Raw genomic sequence first — 24,870 nt, 5'->3', positions numbered from 1 at the left:
GCCTGACGAAGGCCGGCTGCGGCCAGTGCGCGTGCGGCTTGCATTCCGCACGCCGCTTTGCGCTACTTTGTGGTGAACAACCACAGAGGGCAAACGCTTGAGCACCAATATCACCACCCAGAGCCAGGACGGGTTGCGGCTTTTCGCGCGCGCCTGGGGCCCTGAAGACAGCGCCGAACCTCCGGTCGTCTGCCTGCCCGGGCTGACGCGCAACTCCCGCGATTTCGACAGGCTGGCATCACACCTCAGCGATCGCGCCGGTCCGGCAAGACGGGTCATGGCGCTCGACTATCGCGGCCGCGGCGGCAGCGGCCGGGATCCCGACTGGCGCAACTACGCCCTCCCCGTCGAGCAGGCGGACATTCTTGCGCTGCTCGGTTATGCCGGCATCGATCATGCCGACTTCATCGGCACCTCGCGCGGCGGGCTGCACATCATGATGCTGGCCGCAAGCCGCCCCGGGTTGATCCGCAAGGCGGTTCTGAACGACATCGGACCGGTGATCGAGGCGCAGGGCCTCAAACGCATCGCCACAACCGTCGGTTTCAAACCGCCGAATGCCAGTTGGGACGTGGCGGCGCAGGCCCTGAGGCGCGAGCAAGGCGCGATCTTTCCGAAACTCACAGGCCCGGACTGGCTGGAGTACGCCCGGCAGATTTTTCGCGAACAGGACAGGACAATCTTCGCGGATTACGATCCGGCGCTTGGCAAGACACTGGAAGATCTGGATTTTTCATCACCACCCCCGCCGCTGTGGGAGCTGTTCGCGGCGCTCGAAGGCATGCCCGTTATGGTGGTCCGCGGCGCATTGTCCGACATACTCTCGGAAGCGACGGTGTGCGGGATGGAAGCGCGGCACAGCCGGTTCTCACATCTCGCAGTCCCGGATCAGGGACACGCGCCCCTGCTGTGGGACACGCCAACGTTGCAGGCGCTCGCCGCATTTCTCGCGGCCTGAATAGCCGATTGACGACAAAAAAACCCGGCGGATTGCTCCGCCGGGTTTCTCACATCCGATCAGATGATCAGATTAGAACGTGCGCTGGACGCGGAACAGAGCGACCAGATCGTCGTCGTCCGTACCACCAACACCGAAGTTCTCGTTCAGGTATTCAACTTCAACACCGATGTCGAGGCCGCCAACCGGGTGCCAGACGAGGTTTGCCTGTGCGCCGATCTGATCGACGTCAAGCGACGTACCGGCTGCGTCGAGCGAAGCGTAGGACGCGGACGCGGAGCTCGACCATGCGGGTGTCCAGAAGTGGGTGAAACCACCGCCGATGCCCCAAGCCGTTGCCGTGTCGATGCTGGCCGCGGTCAGTGCGACAGCATCGGTGCCCAAGTTGGAGCTGACGTACTTCACAGCACCATTGGCGTAAGCGGCCTGGAAGCTGACCGAGTCGCCGGCGGCGATCATCGGCAGGTTGAAGGTCACGCCTGCGCCGACTGCCCAGCCCATGGCCGAGTCGTCGACGCGGGTCGTCACGCCGCCGCTCGTGATGGTGCCAGCATAGACTTGGTGCAAGACACCCATGATCTGAGCTGAGCCCCAACCCTGATCGACGCGCAGGTTTGCGACGAAATCAGGCATCTTGTGGCCGCCGTAGATGTCGAGCGTGTCGGCGGTGTCGGCATCAGCGTTCAGATCAACACCAAACGTTGCTTCCGAGATGGAGATGTTGCCGCGGCGCTGCTTGCCATCTTCGACGGAGACCGAAGCGGACATGCCGTTGCCGAAGGCAGCGGTGTAGCCGAACAGCGTCGTGTGCTGATCAGCAAAACCCTGATCGATCAGCGAACCCCAAGCGTCGCCGGTGTAGAAGTCGTAGAACGAACCGGTACGACCAGCGGTGAAGCCGCCGAGCTGAACGAAGGCATCCCACAGGATCACGCCAGCGCCGATGCCAGCACCGGAGTCGGAAGTGATCCAGGTATCAACGTAGGTGCGCAGGAGGCCATATTCGGTCTCGGTGCGAGCGTCGAGGCGGACGTAACCACGGGCACGGAACGTCGTGGCGTCGCCGTTACGGGTGCCCCAGTTGGTGTTGCCCGTGTCTGCGAAATCGCGGACGCGGAATTCTGCACGAACACGACCGCCAACGCGGAGGCAGGTCTCGGTGCCCGGGATGTAGAAGAAGCCCGTGCCCTGTGCATCGCAAACGCGAACGTAGTCAACCGGCTCCGGAGCGATCGGCAGATCGGCTGCGTGAGCGCCAGCGACGGCGAGAGTACCTGCGGCTGCGCCGAGGATGAGAGTCTTAACAGTCATTCCTGACCTCCAAATATATTCCTGTCGAATGCAACAATCCCCGTGCGCCGAACGTGCCGGCACATGCATGCTGCATCCGTTTCCCCGCGAATTTACCGAAACAAACCGCGATCTCTGGCGAGACCGCTACTCAGAACTTGAACCGGTGGTGACACACTGTGTCGTTGTTCGCAGGGCCAAGATAGTCAGAGGATTTTGGAGGCATCAAGCGGCAAAGGCGCCGGAGGGGGGCTCCGACGCTGTAATCAGGTCACAATGTTGCAGATAGGACACAAAAACCCCTCCTCCATTAACCAATGGCTAATGAAGGGAGCGCTTTTCGACCTATCCGCAGTGCGATTCAGGACAAGGGGCCCAGAATCGCTCCGGCTGCAAATATCAGTCAAGAAAATCACGTCAGATTTTCAAGACTAAAAGCTTAAAAGACAAAAAAGTAATCTCATTAGCCGTTACAAAATTCAAAGATCAACTTTTCTGAATGAAACTCTCACGCAAAACACAAAGTCTGTAGTAACAATTTTCGAATTTTTAAAACTTACGCTACGGGATGAAAGCCATTCAATCGCTGAATAAACGGCAACAGACCAACAGGATTGACCTATACGCTGTATCGGATGACCCGGCGGCGCATGATGCGCCGCCGGGTCGATTGGCGATTACGAGATTCAGAAGGTGCGCTGGACGCGGAACAGAGCGACCAGATCGTCGTCGTCCGTACCACCAGCACCGAAGTTCTCGTTGAGGTATTCAACTTCGACACCGATATCGAGACCACCGACCGGGTGCCAGACCAGGTTGCCCTGCGCGCCGATCTGATCGACGTCATACCGTGTGCCGGTCACGTCGAGCGAAGCGTAGGACGCGGAAGCCGAGGTCGACCACATCGGGGTCCAGAAGTGGGTGAAACCACCGCCGACGCCCCAAGCCGTTGCCGTAGAGATGTTGGTTGCGGAGGTCGCGACAGCATCGGTGGCCAAATTGGAGCTGACGTACTTCACAGCACCATTGGCGTAAGCGGCCTGGAAGCTGATCGAGTCGCCTGCGGCGATCATCGGCAGGTTGAAGGTCACGCCGGCGCCGACAGCCCAGCCGATAGCCGAGTCATCAACACGCTGCGTGAAGGTGGACGTGAAATCGGGAGCGCCAGGCGTCACGCCCGTGAAGCTGAAGTCATCAGCGTTCACGAGATGCAGGGCGCCCATGATCTGAGCCGAACCCCAGCCCTGGTCGACGCGCAGGTTGGCGACGAAATCAGGAAGCTTGTGGCCGCCGTAGATGGCCGTGCTCGTGATACCGACAGCCGTATCAGCGGTATCGCCATCGTTGTTCAGATCAGAACCCAGCACGGTTTCGTTGTAGGTGAAAGTACCGGAGATGTTGCCGCGACGCTGCACGCCGTCTTCGACGGAGACCGAAGCGGACATGCCGTTGCCGAAGGCAGCGGTGTAGCCGAACAGCGTCGTGTGCTGATCAGCAAAACCCTGATCGATCAGCGAACCCCAGGCGTCGCCGGTGTAGAAGTCGTAGAACGAACCGGTACGACCAGCGGTGAAGCCGCCGAGCTGAACGAAAGCGTCCCACAGGATCACGCTGGCGCCGATGCCAGCACCGGTGTCGGAGGTGATCCAAGTGTCAACGTAGGTGCGCAGGAGGCCATATTCGGTCTCGGTGCGAGCGTCGAGGCGGACATAGCCACGAGCACGGAACGTGGTGGCATCGCCACCGCGGGTGCCCCAGTTGGTGTTGCCGTTGTCTGCGAAGTCGCGAACGCGGAATTCTGCGCGAACACGGCCGCCAACGCGAAGGCACGTCTCGGTACCCGGGATGTAGAAGAAGCCCGTGCCCTGTGCGTCGCAAACGCGAACGTAGTCAACCGGCTCCGGAGCGATCGGCAGATCCGCCGCCTGAGCGCCGCTCGTGGCGAGCGCTCCCGCAGCAGCTGCAAAAGCCCAATGTCTGATCGTCATTTCCTGACCTCCAATATCAAAATCATCGGAAGAGAACCTGTCAGCTCCCGGGTCGCATGACCCGGATGTGCTCACTTCCATTCCCCGCGACAGGTTCACCGATCTCTTTCAATCAACCTGACGTAGAGTCATCTATCAACGTCAGAGTCGATCTTTTCACTATGTGGAGCATCGGCGCCCTAGACACACCGAGAGAATATCCAATGCGCGCATGTTATCAACCTGACTCTACGGCATTTATCAGCAGATTTTGGAGTTTGGGCCACACTGTAGCAAAAATGCCGCAAATTATATGATATATCAAATTTTTTCGCTTCGAAAGTGACGCATACGGCCTGATTGAACTTCAGCTTGCTTCAATTTCCGGAAAGTTGCGCCGTTCTATAAATCTTACTCTGCGTCAGATTCGTCTGCCGGATCTCCCGCTGCGGGCATCGCAATTCGGCCCAATCTGATAAATGGTAGTTAACTTATTGTTATCATTATATTTTTGGCGGAGAATCCGGTGGCCCGGGCCCTGTTCGCATCCAGAGAGGAAACGGCGAATCCGATGACCAGAACCACGGGCACTCACCTGCCGTGCTCGGCGCGGTTATGGGCGCTATCGCAACTGGACGGTGATGCTGGCCGAATGTCCGGCCGAGTCGATGACCGAAAGCCGCGTGAAGCCCGGGCCGTCCGGCGTCCAGGCCGTGGCCCGGCGAAACGCCGGCGCACTCACCGGAGCGCCATTGGCGAACCACAGGAACGGCGGCTTGCCGGATCGCACCTTGACGCGCAGCGCGCGCGCGGTGCCGCCATCGGCGAATCCAACATCCACCACCGCGCCGCTGGGCGGATAGGCGATTTGCGGGCCGTCAGCCGCGGCGCCATCGGCGCGGGATGCCTGGCGGACACGGCGCAAGGGTTCGGGCAGGCTCGCGGATGAGCCCTCCAGCACCGCGCGCGGCGGCGGCCTCAGCGCGGTCAACTCACGACCGAGCCTGGCGAAGCTGTCAAACAGCACGGGCGCGGCCGCGGTGTAGCCCGTGGCGCCGGCCACCGCGCCGCCGTCCGCGCGTCCGCTCCACACGCCGATCACATAGCGGCCATCGAATCCCAAAGCCCAGGCATCGCGATAGCCATAGGAGGTTCCGGTCTTGAAGGCGATTCGTCCGCCGATCGCATGACGCGGCGGCGGCGTGCGCAGCAGAATGTCGGCGACGTACCATGCGGCAAGCGGCTGCAGAACCGGGTCGGCGCCGAGCGAACCGGCGGACGACTCATTCGCGCGCATCCCTTGCCGCTCGCGCAGGGCGACCGGTTCGCCACCGCGGGCGATCGCCGCATAGAGCGCCACCAGATCGTGCAGCGAGACGCCCAAGCCCCCGAGCCCGATGGCAAGCCCCGGCTGGCCGCCTTCCGGCAAGGCGGCATGGGCGCCGGCCTTGCGCAGGCGCGCGAGCAGCCGGGTCGGGCCGACGGCGTCCAGAAGGGTGACGGCGGGAACGTTCAGCGACAGCGCCAGCGCATCGCCCACCGTGACGGTGCCGCGAAAATCATGATCGAAATTCTGCGGCGCATAGCCGCCGATCGACATCGGCCGATCCTCGATCAGGCTTTGCGGATGCGCCACACCTTCCTCGAACGCCAGGCCATAGATGAGCGGCTTCAGCGTCGAGCCGGGCGAGCGCACGGCCCGCGTCATGTCGATGGCGCCGAAGCGCCGCGCGTCGAGATAGCCGGGCGAGCCGACGGAAGCGAGGATCTCGCCGGTGGCATGGTCGGCGACGACAATCGCCAGCGACCGCGCATCCCCCAGCCGTCCCGCCGAAGTACGCGCCAGATCCTCAAGCCGTGCCTGCAGGCCGCGCTCGATGGTCAGGCGCACCACACGCCGGTCCGGTTCATCCGCCCGCGCGCGGTCCGCCGCATGGGCGGCCAGCATGGGAAAGGGCCTGCGGCGGTCCGGCATGGGCTCGCGGGCGGCGGCCTCCGCCCGGGCCCGCGACATGATGCCGGCCGTGACCATGCGATCGAGCACGCGTTCGCGCGCGTCTCGCGCCGCCTCGAGGTGCAGATCGGGCCGGCGCGCTTCAGGTGCCTGCGGCAGCGCCACCAGCATGGCCGCCTCGCCCAGACTCAGGCGCGCGGGCAGCTTGCCGAAATAGGCGAGTGACGCGGCGGCGATGCCTTCGATATTGCCGCCATAGGGCGCGCGCGCCAGATAGAGGCCGAGAATCTGCTCCTTGCTCAGCACGCGCTCTATATAAAGAGCGCGCAGGATCTGCCGCAGCTTGCCCTGGGGCGTTCGCGTGCTCTCGCCATCGATCAGCCGCACCACCTGCATGGTCAGCGTGGAGCCGCCGGAGATGATTCCCCCGACGTCACCGCCTGCCATGCGGCGCGCAGCAGCGCTTGCGCATCCACCCCGGGATGGCGGGTGAAACGCTTGTCCTCATAAGCCATCAGCATGTCGAGAAACAGCGGATCGACCTCGTCGCGCGCAACCGGCAGCCGCCAGCGCCCGTCCGTCGCGGTGTAGGCACGCAACAGTTGCCCGTCGCGATCCAGAACGACGGCGGAGACATCAAGCTCCGAGGGTTTTGGGACCGGCCCGCCGACGAGCCCGGGGCCCAACACTATAAAGAGTGCCGCCGCCAGGCACGTCACGGCGACCGCGCCCGCGATGGCGGCCGAAACGGCACGCCAACGCCTGAGGCGCGATGCCCGGGTCCGGTCTGATCGGGTGCGATCTTCATCATGGTCCGGCACCATCCGGCATCCGGCTATCGGTTCGGGCCGATCACCTCGACGCGGCCCGTCTCCGTGTGCGCGGACCGGTACGGACGGTACATGTCCTCCACGCTCGCCGGCGGATGCACATAGGCTCCCGGGGTCACCGCCCGCGCCAGATAAGCAAAGCTTGCGTTGCGCGCGTCGCCGCGGGCGCGGTTGAACGCCGCGACAAACCGGTCATCGCGGAACTCCGTGTGCGCCGTCTCGGTCTCCAGCGCCAGCCAGTCGAGCGCGCCCACGTCGCCGCTGCGCAGCAGGCGCGGATTGTCGATCTCCAGTCCGGCGGGCAGCCGATCGACGAGCAGCAAGCGCCCCGCTTCGTCGTCCAGCGCCAGCACCTTGAGCACCACCACGACCCGGGTGTTCTGGGCGATCGCCGCCAGATCCACCGGATTGCCCTCGAGATCATAGATGTCGCGCATCACGGTGAAGCCATTGCCACGCGGCCCACCCGGCCTGATCGGCGGACCGGTCACCGAGGTGACCACGTCGACGGGCGTCTCGCCCTGGTTGGTCAGCCGCACCGGCGCCGCGATCAACGACGCCCCATTATAAAGACGCGTCGCGGGAGCGCTGAGGACATTACCGTCCAGCGCCAGCTTGGCGTCGGCGGTGCTGTCCGTCAGCGCATTGGCCGCGAGCAGCATCCAGGCCATTTCCTGCGTGCTGTAGCCGCGGTCGTTCGTCGCCGCCTCGCCCATCAGCGAGACGAGTTCATCCAGCGCGACGCCGGCGGGCTTGGTTTCCGCCGCAAGCGTCACCAGGGCCGCCCCGTCGCGCAGCATCGAGCCATAATCGGAGCGATAGCCGTCCGCGGTCTCGCTCATGCCGGTGCGCAACTGCTCCGCGGCAGAGCCAAACGCCGCTCGGGCGCGTTCCTGCTCGCCATAGAGCGCCAGCGCCGCGCCGAGCTGCGCGCGCGCCATGGGTGTGGAGAAATCCTCGAGCTTGGTGTCGTGGAAGTAGCGCAGATCGCCGATGGAAACGCGGGCGGCGCGCGCCAGAACATAGAGCGCATAGGCGATGCCCTCGCCGCCGTCGGAGAAGTCCGACGCATAGGCGATGCGGTTGGCGAGATTGTCCAGCGCCTGGTCATAGGCAAGCGCCGGCACGTCATAGTCGAAACCGCGCGCCCGGATCAGGAAATCGGACACATAGGCATCGAGCCACAGATCGTTGTCGCCGTAGCTGTTCCACAGGCCGAAGCCGCCTCCGGACGACTGGTTCGCCAGCACGCCGGAGATCGCCTTCGTCACCCGCGCGCGAATGGCGGCATCCGTATCGAGGCCCGACGCCAATGCGACCTGATTGAGATAGAGAAGCGGCAGCGCGCGGCTGGTCGTCTGTTCCGAGCAGCCATAGGGGAACCGGTCGAGCGAGGCCAGCAGGCCCGGGACATCGATCCGCGCGGCGCCGGTGACGGAGAAACTCACGCGGCTGGCGCCAGCGCGGAATCCCGCAACGGTGGACCCCGTCAGATGAATGCTTCCCGCCGGCGGCAGATTGACGATCCGCCGTTCGGTCTCGTCGGGCTGATTGTCGCGCACGCCCAGCGCCAGGGACTTGGCCGCGACCGCCTCGCTCGGGCCGCCCAGCGGGCCGTTGAGCACCAGGGTGATCTCCGCGTCGCCCACCTCGCGTCCCTCGATCGGGATGCGGATGGCGCGGCGCTCCTTCTGCGCAAGCTCCACGGTGTGTTCGGTGTCGGCCTTGCCGATGACGATTTCAGGCGTCTGCTCGAACACCAGTTCATAGGTTCCCGCAGGACCGTCGACATTGTCGATCTCGACCAGCATGCGCGAGGTATCACCCGGCGCCAGGAATTTCGGCAGCGACACACTCATCACCACCGGATCCCGCACGATCACGTCGCTGACCGCGTGTCCCAGACCCGACGCGCTCCAGGCGGTGGCCATCAGACGCAGGGTGCCGTTGAAGTCCGGCACTTCGAATTCGACCAGCGCCGCGCCGTCGTCGCCGACGCGCACGATGCCGGAGAACAGCGCCACGGGCTTCTCGGTCGGCGGCGGCCCCTGGATGCCCAGCCCATGCCGTCGCCCCCCGAGCGCACGCGGCCACGGGTACCGGCCATGCGGTCGATGAGCTGGCCGTAGAGGTCGCGGATTTCCATGCCCAGCTCACGCTGGCCGAAATACCACGCATCCGGCGCGGGCGGCTCGTAGCGCGTGAGATTGAGAATGCCCAGATCCACCGCGGCGAGCGTCACATAGGCTTCCTCGCCGGGCGCCAGATTGGCGAGTTTCAACGGCACGGAAAGCGTGTTGCGCGGCCGCATCTGTTCGGGCGCCTCCAGCGACAGATCGAGACGCCGGTCGCCGGGCTCGACGCCAAGCCACTGCACGCCGATGGCGCGCGCGGGCATGCGCTTGGCCTCGATGTCCATCGGACGGTACAGCGTCGCGGTAACATAGGCGCCGGTGCCCCAGTCCTCGGTCACGGGAACGTCGATACTCATGTCGCCGGCTTGCGCGACCTCCACCGTCTGCGTGGAGACCAGACCGTCCGCCATCACACTGATCAGCGCGACACCGGGGAACCGGGCCTTCAGGCGCAGCTTGGCGGTGTCGCCGGGGCGATAGGCCTCGCGATCCAACCCGACTTCCAGAACATCGGGCGTCTCCGAACCGGCATCGGCGACATACCAGCCGGCGGAGAAATCCACGGACGTGGCGGTCGGAGCAGCGCCGCCCACGGTGATTTCGAGCCGGTACTGACCCCATTGAACCGGCAAGGACAGAGCGGCGACATCCGTGTCCGACACGTCCAGCGTGCCCGTATCCACGCGCTGCGTCGTGGTCACCGCGTCGTACTGCCAGGTACCGTCCGATTGATACCACTGGTAATTGCGTTCGAGCTTGGACAGCGTCCACGACAGGCCCTTTGCCTCCTGGCGCGCACCGGTCTCATCGACGACGATGACGTTGAAGGCGGCGGGACCACCCTCCTCCACCGCATCCTCGAACAACGGACGGATGCCGATGCGCGGCCCCTCCGGCGCCACGGGCAGGCTCAGCGTGCGTTCGACAAAGCGGCCGCCGGCGTCCACCAGACGCGCAACGATCTCGGCCTGCGTCAGTTGCGTGTCCGCCGGTGTCTCCGGCAGCAGCGGCACGAACGACAGCGCGCCGTCCTCGTCGGTGACGAGATCGGCCGGCAGCGCCTGACTGTTGGGATAGGATTCCTCGTCGGCGAGGCCGAAGAGATAGCCCTTGTGCTCCGTACCCCAGGTGCGCGTGGGGCGCAGGGTGATCTCGCCTTCCAGCCGCTGGCCGCCGGCGGGCGCGCCGTAGAGGTAGCGGGCCGAAAGCGCGATTTCCGGCGGGTCCTGCGGATCGATGCGCGTGGCGTCGGTCTCAAGGTCGAAATCGACGCGCTCGGGCTGGAAATCCTCGACAAGGAAGGTCTTGCGGGCCAGCGCCTCGCCCTTGGGATCGGCGTAGACGGTCAGCGACCAGGTGCCCTGTGCGGCGCCCGGCGACAACGGCAGCGTCACATTGTGTCCGCCGAGCCCTCCGTCGGGGCTGTTGATCCGCCGGTGCTCGACGCCGTCCGGACGGGCGAAGACGAAGGTCAGCGGCACGTCGCCCGAGGCCACTGCCTTGGAATCGCGCACCAAAGCCATGGCATGCACCTGCGCGCCGGGACGATAGACCCCGCGCTCGGTGAATGCGTAGACATCAAGCGGCCCCGGCGCGGGCCGGCCCTCGACGCCGCGATCGGTCAGATCGAACGCCGCCTTGGCCAGATCGAGAAACGCATAGTCGCCGTCGGCGGCGCGCGCCATCAGCACGGCGGGACGCATGCCGCCGGTGCCACGCGCCAGCCCCGGCGCGAAGCGCGCATAACCCGCCTCGTCGCTCTCCGCCTCGCCCAGCACCTCGTTGTTGGCGGCGATCAGTTGCAGCGTCACGGCGCCGCGCGCCTTGGCGCTCGCCAGCGAGCGCACCATCACGTGCAGCCCGTCGCGGCCGCTGTAGCTCGTCAAGCCGAGATCGGAGACGACGAACCACTGGGTGGCGAAGGGTCCCCACTGGTTGCGCGCGTCATTCGCCGGCCGGGCCACCAGAGCATAAGCGCCGGGCTTCAGGTCAATGCCGATATCGTCCAGCGGCACGGCGGTGGTCACATCCTGGTTGAGGACCTGATCCACCTCGATTTCGCCCTCCCAGATGCGCGCGCCGGTGTCGTTGCGGATCTCGTCCGCGCGATAGGCGCTCAACTGGTCGAGAAAGCGGCCGGAGCGGATCAACTCGGCGATCGCCCGGTCGCCGACGCGATAGATCTCCGCGCCGATCAGGCCTGTGTTGACGGAGACGAGCGGAATCGTGGGATCCTTGCCGCTCGGCAGCACATAGGCGCGGCCGATGACGCGGACGCTCGGCGCGCGGTCGCGCACATAGATGGAAAGCCGCACCGGCTTTTCGATCGTTTCGCCGTCGGCCGACGGCAGGCCGGGGCGAACCTCGATGGCGTAACGGCCACCATGACGCACGCCGTCGACGCAAATCTGCGCGTCCTCGACCTCGACCGAGGTGCCGGGCGCATCATCGACATGAACGAAGTCGGCGAGATTGGGACGCGCGGTCTGAAGCTTCTCGGAGAACACCAGACAGATGCGCGGCGCGGCGGCGTCAGAATCCACCTGATGGTTGATGATGCGGAAGCCGTGCTCGGCGACAAGCTTTTCATAGTCGGCGCGCAGGGTGTCGTCGTCGCGGATCGTCAGCGCCAGGCGATAGGAGCGGATCGCCGGCTTCCACAACTGCCGCGGCATGTAGGAGCGGGCGATCAGCTCCAAAGCGCGCACGCGCTCACCGTCGTTGCCCGAACGCAGATAGGCGTTGACGGCGGCAGCGCTTGCGGCTTCCTGCAAGCGCTGGCGCGCCTGCCAGTCGTCGGGTTCCGCGGCCAGCGCGCTCTGCGCCAGTCCGGCCCACAGGTCGAAGCGCTCGGGCGCCAGCGTCAGCGCGCGGCCGAACAACGCATGCGCCGCCTCGGTCCTGCCCGCCGCCATGGCCGCATCCGCATCGCGGGTCAGCGCGCCAAGGCCCGCGCCATTGGCGTAGAAGCGATCGGCCAGGCTCGACGCGTAGCGTTCCGCCTCGTCGCTCAGCGACCGCGGCAGGTAGCCGAGATCCGCCCGGCGTTCGGCCACGGCCGGCACCGACGGCGCGTCACGCACCGCGACAACACGGCCCGCGATGGCGCCCTTGAACTTCTTCAGGTCGCCGAAATCGCTCTTCAGGAAGCACCAGGATGCACTGACGTTATAGGTGAAGGCCTGGCAGATGGGATCGTCGAGGCAGGTAGCCTTGCAGGCTTCCAGATCCACATCGCGCACGGTGCGGTAATCGGCGCCGAAATAATCGGCATCCTCGATCACCACGATGCGCCGTTCCGCAGCAAAAGCCGGTTGCACCGACAAGGAGGGGACGAGGACCGTTCCAAGCGCCGCGACGACACAGGCGACAACCGGTATCAGGCAGCCCCTCAAGGCACCCAAACCCACATATGTCCGGACATGCTTTCGACCGCTCATTCCACTGTCTCCCACCCGCGCACCGGACTATTGCCGACAGCGCAACAGGGTACAAGTGAACTGACCATGCGTGACAAAAACAAGTCACTTTCGCACACCTGATTCGATTTTGGACGGCCAGGGCGCGTTCAGGATACGAGGACGCCGGCTTTTCGGCCAGCCTCGCATCTGAACCATGACGTGGGCAGAAAATCCGGCTCCGCGGCGAACAAAACCGCTTCGGCGCGGCCGCAGCGAAAGACTAGCCTCCCACGTCCCAGATCTCGCGCTTGCGATACAGGGTGGAGGGGCTGACCTCGAGGATGCGAGCCGCCTTGGGAAGGCTGCCGTCGCACATGTCGATCGTCGCCTCGATCACGGCGCGTTCCATCTGCGACAGCGACAGGCCCAAGGGCACCGAGACCGCAGGTCCGCCGTTCGCGGCGGCCGCACGATTGGGCGTGGGAACGGTGCCGTTGACATTGGCGGACACGTCAGGGGCCGACATAGAGACCCCGTTCTGCCCGCCGCGCCGCCGGCGGCCGCATCGCCGTTGGGGCCGCTCAAAGACAGCATGGCTGACGTCACCACTTCACCGTCGTTAAGCACAACCGCGTTGCGCACGACGTTCTGCAGCTCACGCACGTTGCCCGGCCACGGCTGGCTCATCAGCAGTTCCTGCGCTTCGGTGGATAGCGACATGAACGCCTTGCGCTCCTCACGGGCATAGACGTGCAGAAAGTGGGTGGCGATATCGATCACGTCGCCGCTGCGCTCGCGCAAGGGCGGCAGGTGAATTGGCAGAACATGGAGCCGGTAGAACAGATCCTCGCGAAAGCGCCCGGCGGCGACTTCCTGTGCGGGATCGCGGTTGGTCGCGCAGATGACCCGCACGTCCACCGTCTTGTGCTCGGAGCTGCCGACCGGCTGAATGCGGCCCGTCTGCAGAAAGCGCAGCAGCTTGGACTGCAGCGCCGTGTCCATCTCGCAGATCTCGTCCAGGAAAAGCGTTCCGCCATCGGCCAGCGCCGCGGCGCCGTCGCGGTCGGCGATCGCCCCGGTGAACGAGCCCTTGATGTGGCCGAAGACCTCCGATTCGATCAGGTCACGCGGGATGGCGGCGCAGTTGATGGCGATGAACGGCTTGTCGCGACGCGGGCCGCCGCGATGAATGGCGTCGGCGCAGACTTCCTTGCCGGTGCCGCTTTCGCCGGTGATGAAGACGGTCGCGCGCGACTTGGAGACGCTCTCGATCATCCGGTAGACCGAGCGCATGATCATCGACCGGCCGATGAAACCGAAGAAGCCGGCGGTGCCGATCTCCGGCGACAGATCCTCCACCGTCCGCTGCAGCATCGCCCGTTCCTGAGCGTTGCGCACGGTGGTGATCATCCGTTCGGCAGCCACAGGCTTGACGAGGAAATCGTAGGCGCCGCGGCGCATGGCCTCCACGGCGGTAACCACCGAGCCCTGGCCGGTGACCACGACCGTGGTCACGTCAATGCCGCGCTCGCGCAGGGAGCGCATCACCTCGAAGCCATTGATATCGGGCAGTTGCAGGTCGAGCAGAACGACCTGATAGGCGCCGGTCTCCAGATGTTCGAGAGCTTCCTTGCCGGTGGCGACATGGTCGACGGGCAATCCGGCCTGGGTCAGCGACGCGCCGTAAAGGGTGGCAAGCGAAAGCGTGTCTTCAACCAGAAGGACACGGGCCTTGGATGCTGCCGGCTCGGATGCCATGATCAACGATCTCCCGTCGTGGTCGGAACCACAGGCGCGGCGCCATATTCCTGCTCTCCATAGCCGGTGATGGCAGAGATGGCGGCTTCGGCGTGATCCAGTAATTCGTACACCAAGTCAAGCTCGTCAATTTGCGCACCCAGCCGCACCTGATGATCGATTTCCGCTGACATTTTCGAAGCTTCCATGGCACCGAATGTGCCCAGGAGACTCGTCAGCGCATGGGTTGCGGCACCGATCGACGCCAGATCGCCACGCGCTGTTGCATCGGAGAGCTGCGCCAGCCGCTCCCGGGTGTCGGCATCGAACTGGGCAAGGACCCGCCCGCGCATTTGCTGGGGCAGGCCGGAGAGCAGCGTCGACAGCACATCCGGCTCCACCGCCGTTGCAGGAAACAGTCCAGCGTTTGCCGCCATGACACGCTCCTTGATCGCCTCAACCGCTCCGGTCCCGGCCTCAATCCGCCCGCCGCCGGCCGGGTCGCGCTGACGACGAATCACGCCCGAGTCCATGTCCGGACGCGCAAGGACATCTTGTTGTGCCTGCGGCAAACGCGCATCTGTAGTTTCCCTCGCCGCCGACGGGTCCATGGCCGAATTCCGCCGTCTGCCGGTTTCCAGCAACGCGGCGAGGGTTGTCACCAACTCCTGCTTGGAGACCGGCTTGGACAAGAAGGCGTCCATGCCATTGGCGAGAATCCGGTCACGGTCCACGGCAAGCGCATGGGCGGTCAGGGCAATGATCGGAACGTCGCCCACGGGGGCCGCCATGGCGCGCACCAGGCGCGTCGCTTCCTCGCCGTCCATTTCCGGCATGGAGATGTCCATCAGCACGGCATCGAAGGTCAGCGCGCGCACCATGTCGACGGCCTCGCGGCCGGTGTTGGCGCAGTGGACCGTGCAGCCAACGCCGGCGAGCATTTCCGAGAGCACCATGCGATTGGTGGCGTTGTCCTCCGTCAGCAGAATGCGCGCGCCCCTGACCCGCGACAGCACCGCGTCATCGACCACACGCGCCTGCGCGCGCGGCGGCGGAGCGGGCGCCTCGCGCAAGGGCAGTTCGAAATAGAACAGGCTGCCCTCGCCCAGCACGCTCTCCACCGTGATGCGCCCGCCCATGCGCGAGACGAGTTCGCGACAGATGGCCAAGCCCAGTCCCGTGCCTTCGTAGCGGCGCGAATAGGACCTTTCCAACGTCGAGAATTCCTCGAAGAGATCCGGGATCTTGTCTCCCGGGATGCCAATTCCGGTGTCGCGCACCGCGAAGCGGATGCGGTGCACGCCTTCGTTGGCGCCGCGCGCGTCCCGCGCTCCGACACGGCTGAGCTCCATCGAAACCGTCCCCGTCTCGGTGAACTTCAACGCATTGCCCACGAGGTTCAACAGCACCTGCCGCAAGCGCCCCATGTCGACCAGGACAAGGTCCGGCGTCGCCTCGGCGATGGATATCCTCAGCGTCAGTCCGCGCGCATCGGCGCGCGGGGCCATGAGCGACCCGACACCTTCGAGCAGCCGGCGCAAGGAGCCCGGCTCGGGCTCCAGATCGAACTTCCCCGCCTCCATCTTGGAGAACACGAGCACGTCATCGATGATCGCGAGCAGCGCCTGCGCGGATTCACCGGCCGTGTCCACATAGGCGATCTGCTTGTCGTCGAGAGCGGTCTCCGCCAGAAGCTCCAGGAGCCCCAGCACACCATTGAGCGGCGTGCGGATTTCATGGCTCATCATGGCCAGGAAGCTCGCCTTGGCCTGACTCGCCACTTCGGCCTTGTCGCGCGCATCCTCCAGCGCGAGGGCCCGCGCCTTCTCCTCGGCGATGTCGCGCACATTGGCGATGAACAGCCGCTCGCCGACGCCCTCGGATACATTGACCGACGCTTCCACCAGCACCATCGTGCCATCCTTGCGCCGGCACTCGACCTCGGTGCGGCGCTTCAGCATCGCGCCGTATCCCGTGGCCTTGTAGTTCTCCAGGCCCAGTACGTATCGCGACCGCAACGGCTCGACGAGCAAAAGGTCGAAAACATTGGCGCCGCACGCGTCCTGCTCCGAATAGCCGAAAATCGACTCCGCCGCCGGATTGAACGAGACGATGACACCGCAATCGTTCACCACGATAATCCCGTCAAACGCTCCGAAAACCGTGGCGCGCAGCAGGTTCTCACTTTGGCGAAGCGCCATTTCGCGCTGCTTCAGCTCGGTGATGTCGACGCGGAAGCCCACCGTGCCGCCTTCCGGCGTGGGCTGCTCGAAGATTCGCAGCCAGCGGCCGTTGGCAAGCTCCTGCTCGACGACCGACCCTGATTCACTGTGCTGGCGCAGGCGCTCGAGAATCCACGTTTCGGGATCCTGCTTCGCATGCGCATATTGCCCGCGCCGCACGCCCTCGCGCAGCATGTCCTCGAACTTGCGCCCAACGAGGATGAAATCGGAGCTGCGGCTGTAAATCTCGCGATACTTGTTGTTGCACATGATCATCCGGTCGTCCTGATCATAGAGGACGAAGCCGTCCGGCAGGGCGTTGATGGCGTTGATCAGCCGGTTCTCGACCTCATCGATGCGGGCGAGCGCCGACTTGCGGGCGGAAAGATCGCGCAGAATGAGGACAAATTGCCGCCGGCCGGCCAGGTACATCCGCGAGAGCGACACATCCAGCGGCACGGTGCGGCCGCAACTGGTGATGCCGGTGAACTCGCCATGCCGCGTATCGGGCCGCCCGCCGCTTTCATCGGCGATGAAGTCAGAGAGGCTCTCGCCATCGCTGTCGCAAAACAGCGCCCGGATGTCCAACCGCATCAGATCCGCCGCCGCATAGCCCAGCAGGCGCTCGGCGGCCGGATTGCACGACAGCACGCAACCGCGCGCGTCGATCGTCAGCACGCCATTGATCATATTGTCGAGCACGGCGCGCAATTCCGCCTCGCGCTCGCTCGTCTGTCTGTGCGCCTCCGCGATTTCGGCGCCACGGGCGCTTTCCATCGCCGCGAGCCGCTTGAAATCATGCAGAACGCGACGGTGCCGCAACGCCAGCACCACAATGATCAGGGTCTTGACGATCACCAGCGCCACAAGGCCGACAAACGCCATCAGGGCCGTGGCGCGGAAGTCCTCGTAGCGGTGCTCAGGCGAGCCGGATCCGGCCGGTTGTCCGTCGGCAATGACCGATGCGTCCTGGGCAAGCGCGCCGTCCACGCCCCCTGCAAGAACGCCCAGGATGATTGCCATCGCGGCCGCCGCCAGCACGAGCGGGATGATGACACCGCGCCGCGTGCGCGCCCGCCCCGGACGGTATTCGACAGGTCCGTCAGCCGTGCGCATGCATGCCCCTTTCGCGTGTCGCCCTGACACCTCCGCGAGATGCCGCCGGCGAGCGCGAAACCACTTCGCCCAGGAGCAATCCCAGATCGGCTTTTATCACATAGAACCAATTCTGCCGGTCCAAACCGGACCGGTCCTCACGATGGCGGATCACCGCCGAGGACGGCGATGCGGTGGCGGCCACGTTTCGGGCAACCCGGAGCGGGAGGAACTGTGCCGAGCTTCACCGGGTCGCGTCCCGGCCATATCCGCGACGCTCTTCGTCGGCGCTCGTGAGCTAAAAAACCCACCCCCGCACACCGGTTCCCTTTGCCCGGAGAACGCTTTGCCCCCTGGCTCCGGCGCCGCAGGCACGGCCGTCGATACGCATTATTGTTTCGCAAAATGAGCATCGCCCTTTGCAAATTGCGAAAGATACCTGTCAAAATTTTCAATTCGGGAATTTTGCCAAGGGTTTCAATCGCCAGTTTTTTCCCGCATCACAGGCCAACGGGGCCAATCCATTGAAACTTAGCCGTTTTTCATATCACACATAGCGATTGGCACGGGTCTTGTTACGCTTTCGACAGGCCTCGTCGGGAAAGGTACCCCGCCGCGGAGACTCCGGACCCTCCAAGTCCCGGTCTCATGGCGGCTCCACCGACCCCGCGCGCAGATGCCCTCGAAGAGTTTCGCGGACCCCATCGACCCGTCACCGCGATTACAAAAGCCGGCGTGTTCGCATGAACCGGTTCTCTTTCTCAAGGCCTCGTGCACCCGGTGGGCTCCATCGGATGCATGAGGCCTCCTTCCTCCCAAAAGACGCTGCCGTCCCATTCCGGAATTCGCGGGAAGTCGACCGGCTCCCCGGACTCCCCCGCCCGCAAAACCCGAGCATGCCCGAACGGGTGACTCGGCATGGCGCCGAACGATTGCCCGGGTACGGCGCGACATTTTGCCTTCCCTTTGGGAAGCCGCGCAGGGCAAACGCGGAACCGCGCGCGTTCGTCGAGGACATCGTCGGCCGCCGCGCGCGAAGAATGACGGGCCTTCGCTTCCTTAGCGTGGGCGCGCGGTGACTGTGACTGTGACTGTGTCTGTGTCTGTGTCTGTGTCTCTGACTGATGGAACCAACCGGCGCCCTGGCGATTATGCTATGGCATCATTCGTCACCGCTCCGGGATCCTCACCATGACCACCGACACGTTCGCCCGCGACGCCGCCGATCCTGCCGCGACGGGCCGCAAGGTCTGCATTCTCTTGAACGAGAAGGCCGGCACGGCGCGCACGCAGGATTCCGAGGAACTCGGGCGGCTGATCGCGGCACCCTTTGAGGCGCGCGGCGATCGTGTGGAGGTCAGGGCCCGGGCGCCGAAGGCGTTGGGCGAAGAAACGAAGCGTCTCAATGACCCGGATGAAGAGCCGTTCGATTTGGTCGTGCTGTGCGGCGGCGACGGAACCCTGTCGCGCTGCGCTGCCGATCTGGCGGAGAACGCCGCAACGCTCGGCTTCCTGCCGCTCGGCACCATGAATCTGTTTGCCCGGGCGCTCGGCCTGCCAACAGACGTTGAGGCCGCGGCCGCGGCGCTGGCGGAAGGACGCGCCCAGAAGATCGACGTCGGTTCGGTCAACGGCCGGATGTATCTGCACCATGTGTCCTTCGGCCTGCACCCGAGGCTGTTGCGTCAGCGCGAGACGATGACCCACCGCTCGCGCGCGGGAAAGATATTCGCGGGCATGAAGGCCTTCTGGCTTACGGTGCGCGCGCCCTCACGCCTGGAGCTTGCGCTCCAGCTCGATGACGAAGAGCGAGCCCGGCCCTCCTCGGCCATCGTCGTGTCGAACAATCCCTTCGGCCCGGGGCACATGCCCTATCCCGATGAAATCACGACAGGTAAGCTCGGGGTCTACGTCTGCCACAGTTTCGACCCGCCGGCGCTCGTGCGGCTGGGCGCGGACGCCATGCTCGGGCGGCTGGACGAGAACCCCGATATTGAGGCCTGCCTGTCCGAGCGGCTGACGCTGACCGCCATGGGCCGCAAGCGCTCGAGGATCACGGCCTCCGTCGACGGGGAACTGGTCAAGGTCGCGCTGCCGGCCAAAGTGACAATCCTGCGCGGCTATCTGGATGTGATGGTGCCTGCCGGCGTCTGAACCGGCGCCCGAACAGGCGCTGCGGCCCCTCTTGCGGTGCCTCTCCCGGGAAACAACGCCTGGCCAGGCGCGAAATCGTCATGAAGATTTCGTTTTTGAATTTTTAATGCAACCAAATCATGCGCCACCCGTTGTTGAAGCGGAGGTAGTGATATGAAAATGCCCATCATGCATCTTTGCGCCCTGACCTTGGTTCTCGCCATCGCGATGTCGCTCGCAGCGACCGCGTCGCTGATCGCCGCGCCCAATGAGCAGTCCCTGACCCGGGACGCCACGATCACCAACCGCAGCGCCAAGCAAGACCGCGCCGAGGTCTCGGACACACGCGAGACGCTGCGCGTCCGTTGTGTCGAGGCCGGGCAGCTGACGTCGTGCACCGGCTGGCCCGCCGAGAAGGACATCGTCGTCGGACGGCTGTAAGCTGCCGCCGGCACTTGCTCCGAACACAGCAACCGATATGCGCCAAAGCCGCCCGCGACACATCGCCGGCGGCTTTTTCATGACCTCGCGCCGGAACGCGGATGCAGGTCCGCGTGACGGTCTCAGCCGCGCTTGTCCAGGACCTTCCATACCCGATCGCATGCGCGGCCCAGTTCCGCGCGATCGTCGTCATTGAAATCGAACGCATTGGCGTCCTCAACGATCAGCTCCACATGGTGCGCCAGGAAATCGCGGTAGCCGGGACGCGCGACGATGCCGAGCCGCTCGATGGCCGCCAGAAGCCGCAGGACGACGGTCAGATTGCTCATCCCGTCACGGCGCAACGGGTGAAACGCAGTGCCCAACAGCCGCTCGACGGACACCAGCTCGCACCAGACCCGCGCTTTCCCCTCCTTGTCGCGATAGACCGACGAGGGCTCCGGCCGCGTGAGAATTTTCGAAAACGCCCCGGAAAGATGGTCGATCACGGCGATCGCGGTAAAACCGTCGTTCAGCCCCGGCGACAGCGCCCGCTGGGCGATTTCCACCATCAGCAGAATGGAGAAATCGAGATCGGCTTCCGGTGTCCGGTTGTGCGCGATCATGAACGCCGTTTTCAGCGCCTTGCGCCCGTCCTCATCCAGGGTGCCGGAATAGCTCAGCAGCGGGCTGCCCCGAACCACGAATTGCCCCGGGGTCGCAATCACCTCGATAAACAGATCATGTTTTGCAGCCACCTTGCGCAGCCGCTCGACATCGACGGCATCGACATAGCCATTGCACCCGCTCGCCACGTCCGTGGTCTCGGCGTCCGGACGGATATCATCGAGCCGATCAGGGCTTCCGGCCGGCTCTTCCTCCTCGGAGTCCTTGATCAGCATCTCGATGTGCCCGGACAGGCTGCGGCCGATGCGGGCGATTTCCTCGTCGATGGTGATGCGCGTGGCCACGTTGTGGATGAACACGATGACCAGGCAGATCGACAGCACCGACCAGATCACGGCTCCACCGGTGGACAAAGCGTGGTCGATATTCGTGTCGGATCGTTGCAGCAGGAGGATCGAATAAAAGAAGGTTGCCGCCAGCGCCCCGGCCGTCACCTGAATCACGTTGTCCTCGGTGAAACGGGTCAACAGCCGCGGACCGATGTTGCCCGCCGCCAGCGTGAAGACCACCAGCGTCAGGGAGTAGACAAGGCTCAGCACCGTCAGCGCCGCGCCCGCGATGGTCGCCAGCACGGTGCGCACCGTCGGCAGGGCCGGCGTCGGGAACACCAGTTCCACCCAGTCGCGCAGCCCGTCGCCGACATGCACCACGGCCACCGCCGACAGAATGCCGGTGAGGCCGATCAGGGCGGGCACCAGCATGAAGCTCCGGGCAAGCCGGGCGGTGATCACGCGGACGAACATCAGCATCGATACGAATTTCCCAAACGAAGACCCGGGTGCCGCCGGCGGACGGCGCCCTCACAGCATCAATAGAGCACATTCGAGCACGCGGAGGGACCGCACGCACGATCGAAACCAAACGCGCCCGCGTCCCTGGCGCGGCCGCCGGTTCAGAACGCGGCGGATGCCGGCCGTACGCGCGCCGCGCGCGCCCGCGAAACGGCGGGCGGCAGGGAGTTGCTGAGGATGGCGTTGACCACAAGCAGAGACGGAACGGCGATGAAGCCGCCGACGGGTCCCCACAACCAGATCCAGAAGGCCAGCGACAGGAACACGGCAAAGGGATTGAGCGCCGCGGTGCGCCCGATGACATGCGGCGTGACGAATTGCGCTTCCATCAGGTTCAACGCCAGATAGGCGAGCGGCGGCGTCATGATGCCCAGCGGATTGTCGGCCGTGGCGAGACCAACGCCGGTGAGGATCAGGAGCATGATGGCGGGGCCGATGTAGATGACGTAATTGAGCACGCCCGCCAGCATGCCCCACAACAGCGGCGACGGTATGCCGAGAGCGTAAAAGACCCCGGCGACGGCGACGGCAAGCACGAGGTTCACACCGGTGATCGACAGCAGATAACCGGAGACCATGGCCTCCACATCCCGGAAGATGCGCGCGATCCGCCACCGCAGATGGCGGCCGAAACACCACGCGAGGACGGCGGCGCGAATGCGCACCCGCGTGGCGATGAAGAAATAGAGACTTGCGAGAAACAGCACGATTTGCGCCATCAAGGCCGGCGCGAAGAACACGACGCTCTCCACCGCCGAGTTGTCCTCGACGTTGACGCGCATGCCGCCGGGTTGCCCCATGGCCGCGCGCAACTGCTCCTGCAGCCCGGCAACGGACGCGATGGCGCCGCGCCAGCTGGTGAGTTCAGACTGCAGCCGGGCCCAGATCGCGGGCAGCTTTTCGAGCCAATCCGACAGCGGCACGGCAAAGCCGGTGATGGCGATGCCGATCAGGGCCACAAACATGAGAACGACCGCGATGCCTGATATCCAGGGCGGAATGCCCACGCGCTCGATACGGTCGGCCACGGGGCCGAACATCAGGCCGATGACAACGGACAGAAAGACAGGCGCGAGAACGACCTGCGCATATTCCAACGCGGCGACAAACGCCACCACGCCGAGAAGCACCATCGACAACCGCGATGCCGCGGCAATGATGATGCCCAGATTCGGCTCCGCCACCCCCGGCCCGAGACGCGACGCACGTCTGTTTTCGTCATTCGGAACCCCTTGTTTCGGAGATAAAACGCGCAAGACGGGCATTGGTTCCACCCAGGCGCGACGAGGCTTGGAACGATGTCAACGGGGCGCGCGCCGCGGCGGCCGGCCTGCGCTCAGGCGCCTTGGGCCGAGTCGGTGTCCGCGGCGGCCACCTTCTTGTTGCGCCTCTTGCGCATGCCGGGCTTGCCCTTGCGGCCCTTGCCCGTGGTGATCGCGCCGGTGCGGATCGGGATTGTCATGCGCACGACGAGGCCGGCTTCACGGAAATCCCTCTCGATCACACCACTCAGTTCACCGCGGATATTGGCGTCGATCAGGCGTGACCCGAAACTGCGATCGCCCGGATCGCTGACCGGAGTTGCGGAGGTTTCCACCCAGTCGAGAATCAGGTTCTCGGAGTTCCCGGCCGATTCAACCACCCAACGGATGTTCAAATCACCGTTCTCCTCGGTGATCCCGCCGTATTTCAGCGCGTTTGTGGCCAACTCGTGGAACGTCAGGCCGAGCGCCTGCGTCGTGCGCTCGTCGAGCGAGATACCCGGCCCCTTGGCCTTGTCCGGTCCGATCCGGCGGCCGAAGACCTGCTCGAGCTCACGGCTGAGAAGCTCGTGCAAATCCGCGCGCTGCCAGTGAGACCGCGTCAGCATGTCCTGCGCGTTGGCCATCGCATTCAGCCGCGCGGAAAACGACGTGGAAAAATCCTCCAGTCCGTCGGAACTCGAGACCGTCTGCCGGGCGATGGCCAACACCCGGGCGATGGAGTTCTTGATGCGATGCTTCATTTCCTGAAGCATCAGGTCCTTCTCCTGCACCGATTTCTCATAAACCTCATGCAGCTCTTCGGCGGCGGAGACGGCTTGGACTGGAACCAGGTCGACGTCGCAAGGGCGGCCGCAAGCAACAATGATATGGCGCCGAGAACGAAGGTATTCAGCCATTCGTTTGCACCGCCGAACTGGGCCGTCTCGCGAATGGTGACGGTCCATTGCCGGCCGCCGATCTCAAAGGAGCGATCAACGCCGTAGGCGCTCCGGGCGCTTTGCTGCGCGAAATCGCTGGAGCGGTAGAGAAGCGTCTTGCCGCCGTCCGTCGTATCAAAGGTTTCAACGACAACGGGCATCTCCGCCGTGCGGCTGAGCGCGGCAATGTGGAGATCCCCGGCGCGAAACGGCGCGTAGACGAAACCGGCGACCGGCACCGGCGTCCGGGCGGACGCCAGAACGTTCGCGGGAATGTCCGTGTAGGGGATATAGACGAGAAAGCCCGCCTGTTTGTCCTCGGTGATTTCCTGCACCAGCTCGACGGGAGCGGAAACGCGCATCTCGCCGCTGTCGAGCGCCGCCTGCATGGCGGCGCGACGCGTGGCCTCGGAGAACATGTCAAACCCCAGCGCCACATGATTGCGCATGTCGTCCGGCGACAACAGAACGATCGGCGTGCGCCATGCCTGATCGGTGGTCTCGGGCCACACCCGCCGCTGCAGATCGTAACTGTCAGCGAGATCCGCTTCGGCGAGAGCCTCGTCGCCGGTATTGATGAGACGTGCGTAACCGATGCCGCGCAGTCCATCGAAGTCGCCCGCCCGGCCGATGCCACCGACAAACGTGTCAAACGCAGGCCGCGTCACCACACCCGGATGCGCATTCATGAAGGCGCCCGTCGCGGATACGAGCGCGACATGCTGGCGCACTTGGTCGCGAATGCGATCGGCGGATTCGCCCGCGACGATCTCAAAGCGGGCGCGATTCGCCGCTTCCTCGGCGCGATAGACCATCAGCGTCATGCCGATGCCGATGGCCAAAACCACGACAAACACAATCGCCGGCAGAATGCGGTTCACAACCCCAGTTTCCTTGCGGTGAAGCACCACGATAAACCTTCAACAAACATGATTAGTCGGGTTTCCCGCGCCGTGACGGCCGAAATCCCGCGCGTGTCATTCCTTTGCAAAGCATAGGGAACTTTCGCTGGGTCAGGGCGTTCTTATCACGAGACACGCCGATGGGGCGTTTCTTAGGACCAAGGAG

General features: G+C 64.8%; 15 protein-coding genes and 1 pseudogene. 3 read left to right on the top strand and 13 right to left on the bottom strand.

The window, feature by feature from the left end; genetic code table 11:
• Positions 1-97: 97 nt before the first annotated feature.
• Positions 98-958, top strand: coding sequence for an alpha/beta hydrolase (locus tag D1F64_RS09360; protein WP_117412222.1), 861 nt, complete (start codon positions 98-100; stop codon positions 956-958).
• 72 nt (positions 959-1,030) lie between these two features.
• On the opposite strand, the gene D1F64_RS09355 is transcribed toward D1F64_RS09360, so the two are convergent.
• The 9 genes and pseudogenes from D1F64_RS09355 to D1F64_RS09320 form a co-directional block, all read right to left on the bottom strand.
• On the bottom strand, positions 1,031-2,269 hold the full coding sequence (locus D1F64_RS09355; protein WP_117412221.1) for a porin: 1,239 nt from the start codon (positions 2,267-2,269) through the stop codon (positions 1,031-1,033).
• Positions 2,270-2,934: 665 nt separating this feature from the next.
• Positions 2,935-4,236, bottom strand: coding sequence for a porin (locus D1F64_RS09350; RefSeq protein ID WP_117412220.1), 1,302 nt, complete (start codon positions 4,234-4,236; stop codon positions 2,935-2,937).
• Between the two features lie 601 nt (positions 4,237-4,837).
• The gene (locus tag D1F64_RS24480; RefSeq protein ID WP_248304759.1) at positions 4,838-5,056 is read right to left on the bottom strand and encodes a hypothetical protein; all 219 of its coding nucleotides are present in this window, start codon (positions 5,054-5,056) and stop codon (positions 4,838-4,840) included.
• Between the two features lie 156 nt (positions 5,057-5,212).
• Positions 5,213-6,993 (bottom strand): annotated as a pseudogene (gene pbpC, locus D1F64_RS09345) (penicillin-binding protein 1C); the annotation flags it as partial.
• Between the two features lie 11 nt (positions 6,994-7,004).
• The gene (locus D1F64_RS24475) at positions 7,005-9,023 is read right to left on the bottom strand and encodes an alpha-2-macroglobulin family protein (protein WP_117412219.1); all 2,019 of its coding nucleotides are present in this window, start codon (positions 9,021-9,023) and stop codon (positions 7,005-7,007) included.
• A complete protein-coding gene (locus D1F64_RS09335; RefSeq protein ID WP_117412218.1) occupies positions 8,930-12,574 on the bottom strand; it encodes an MG2 domain-containing protein in 3,645 nt (1,214 codons plus the stop codon). Before D1F64_RS09335 ends, D1F64_RS24475 begins: the two co-directional genes overlap by 94 nt.
• Positions 12,575-12,815: 241 nt before the next feature.
• Entirely contained in the window at positions 12,816-12,932 is a 117-nt protein-coding gene (locus D1F64_RS24470) for a helix-turn-helix domain-containing protein (protein ID WP_248304696.1), read from the bottom strand.
• Positions 12,929-14,293: a sigma-54 dependent transcriptional regulator gene (locus tag D1F64_RS09325; RefSeq protein ID WP_117412216.1), complete on the bottom strand. Its 1,365-nt coding sequence runs from the start codon at positions 14,291-14,293 to the stop codon at positions 12,929-12,931. Before D1F64_RS09325 ends, D1F64_RS24470 begins: the two co-directional genes overlap by 4 nt.
• A gap of 2 nt (positions 14,294-14,295) precedes the next feature.
• Positions 14,296-17,610 (bottom strand): PAS domain S-box protein, encoded by a 3,315-nt coding sequence (locus tag D1F64_RS09320; protein WP_117412215.1) that lies wholly within the window; start codon positions 17,608-17,610, stop codon positions 14,296-14,298.
• Between the two features lie 1,170 nt (positions 17,611-18,780).
• On the opposite strand from D1F64_RS09320, the gene D1F64_RS09315 reads away from it, so the two are divergent.
• Together D1F64_RS09315 and D1F64_RS09310 are read left to right on the top strand one after the other, a co-directional pair.
• A complete protein-coding gene (locus tag D1F64_RS09315; protein WP_117412214.1) occupies positions 18,781-19,743 on the top strand; it encodes a diacylglycerol kinase family protein in 963 nt (320 codons plus the stop codon).
• Between the two features lie 153 nt (positions 19,744-19,896).
• Positions 19,897-20,163 carry a hypothetical protein gene (locus tag D1F64_RS09310; protein ID WP_117412213.1) on the top strand — a complete coding sequence of 89 codons (267 nt, stop codon included), beginning with the start codon at positions 19,897-19,899 and terminating at the stop codon, positions 20,161-20,163.
• 122 nt (positions 20,164-20,285) lie between these two features.
• Here the strand turns inward: D1F64_RS09310 and D1F64_RS09305 are convergent, their stop codons facing one another.
• From D1F64_RS09305 to D1F64_RS09290, 4 genes are all read right to left on the bottom strand, one after another.
• Positions 20,286-21,578: a DUF2254 domain-containing protein gene (locus D1F64_RS09305; RefSeq protein ID WP_117412212.1), complete on the bottom strand. Its 1,293-nt coding sequence runs from the start codon at positions 21,576-21,578 to the stop codon at positions 20,286-20,288.
• Positions 21,579-21,721: 143 nt separating this feature from the next.
• Positions 21,722-22,804 (bottom strand): AI-2E family transporter, encoded by a 1,083-nt coding sequence (locus D1F64_RS09300; RefSeq protein ID WP_205470709.1) that lies wholly within the window; start codon positions 22,802-22,804, stop codon positions 21,722-21,724.
• 152 nt (positions 22,805-22,956) lie between these two features.
• On the bottom strand, positions 22,957-23,655 hold the full coding sequence (locus tag D1F64_RS09295; protein WP_162901443.1) for a sensor histidine kinase: 699 nt from the start codon (positions 23,653-23,655) through the stop codon (positions 22,957-22,959).
• Positions 23,637-24,683 carry a CHASE domain-containing protein gene (locus D1F64_RS09290; RefSeq protein ID WP_117412211.1) on the bottom strand — a complete coding sequence of 349 codons (1,047 nt, stop codon included), beginning with the start codon at positions 24,681-24,683 and terminating at the stop codon, positions 23,637-23,639. The genes D1F64_RS09295 and D1F64_RS09290 overlap by 19 nt, the downstream gene beginning before the upstream one ends.
• Between the last annotated feature and the right edge of the window lie 187 nt (positions 24,684-24,870).

The organism is Breoghania sp. L-A4 (assembly GCF_003432385.1).
In the GTDB taxonomy this organism is placed as follows: domain Bacteria; phylum Pseudomonadota; class Alphaproteobacteria; order Rhizobiales; family Stappiaceae; genus Breoghania.
Note: the sequence above shows the minus strand (reverse complement) of the source record. Positions and strands in the feature narration are given on the sequence as shown.

Excerpts from the sequence above, each read along its gene's own strand:
- D1F64_RS09355 (WP_117412221.1), bottom strand. The coding sequence starts at position 2,269 with ATGACTGTTAAGACTCTCATCCTCGGCGCAGCCGCAGGTACTCTCGCC.
- D1F64_RS09305 (WP_117412212.1), bottom strand. The coding sequence starts at position 21,578 with ATGCTGATGTTCGTCCGCGTGATCACCGCCCGGCTTGCCCGGAGCTTC.
- D1F64_RS09315 (WP_117412214.1), top strand. The coding sequence starts at position 18,781 with ATGACCACCGACACGTTCGCCCGCGACGCCGCCGATCCTGCCGCGACG.
- D1F64_RS09335 (WP_117412218.1), bottom strand. The coding sequence starts at position 12,574 with ATGAGCGGTCGAAAGCATGTCCGGACATATGTGGGTTTGGGTGCCTTG.
- D1F64_RS09350 (WP_117412220.1), bottom strand. The coding sequence starts at position 4,236 with ATGACGATCAGACATTGGGCTTTTGCAGCTGCTGCGGGAGCGCTCGCC.
- D1F64_RS09310 (WP_117412213.1), top strand. The coding sequence starts at position 19,897 with ATGAAAATGCCCATCATGCATCTTTGCGCCCTGACCTTGGTTCTCGCC.
- D1F64_RS09320 (WP_117412215.1), bottom strand. The coding sequence starts at position 17,610 with ATGCGCACGGCTGACGGACCTGTCGAATACCGTCCGGGGCGGGCGCGC.
- D1F64_RS09325 (WP_117412216.1), bottom strand. The coding sequence starts at position 14,293 with ATGGCATCCGAGCCGGCAGCATCCAAGGCCCGTGTCCTTCTGGTTGAA.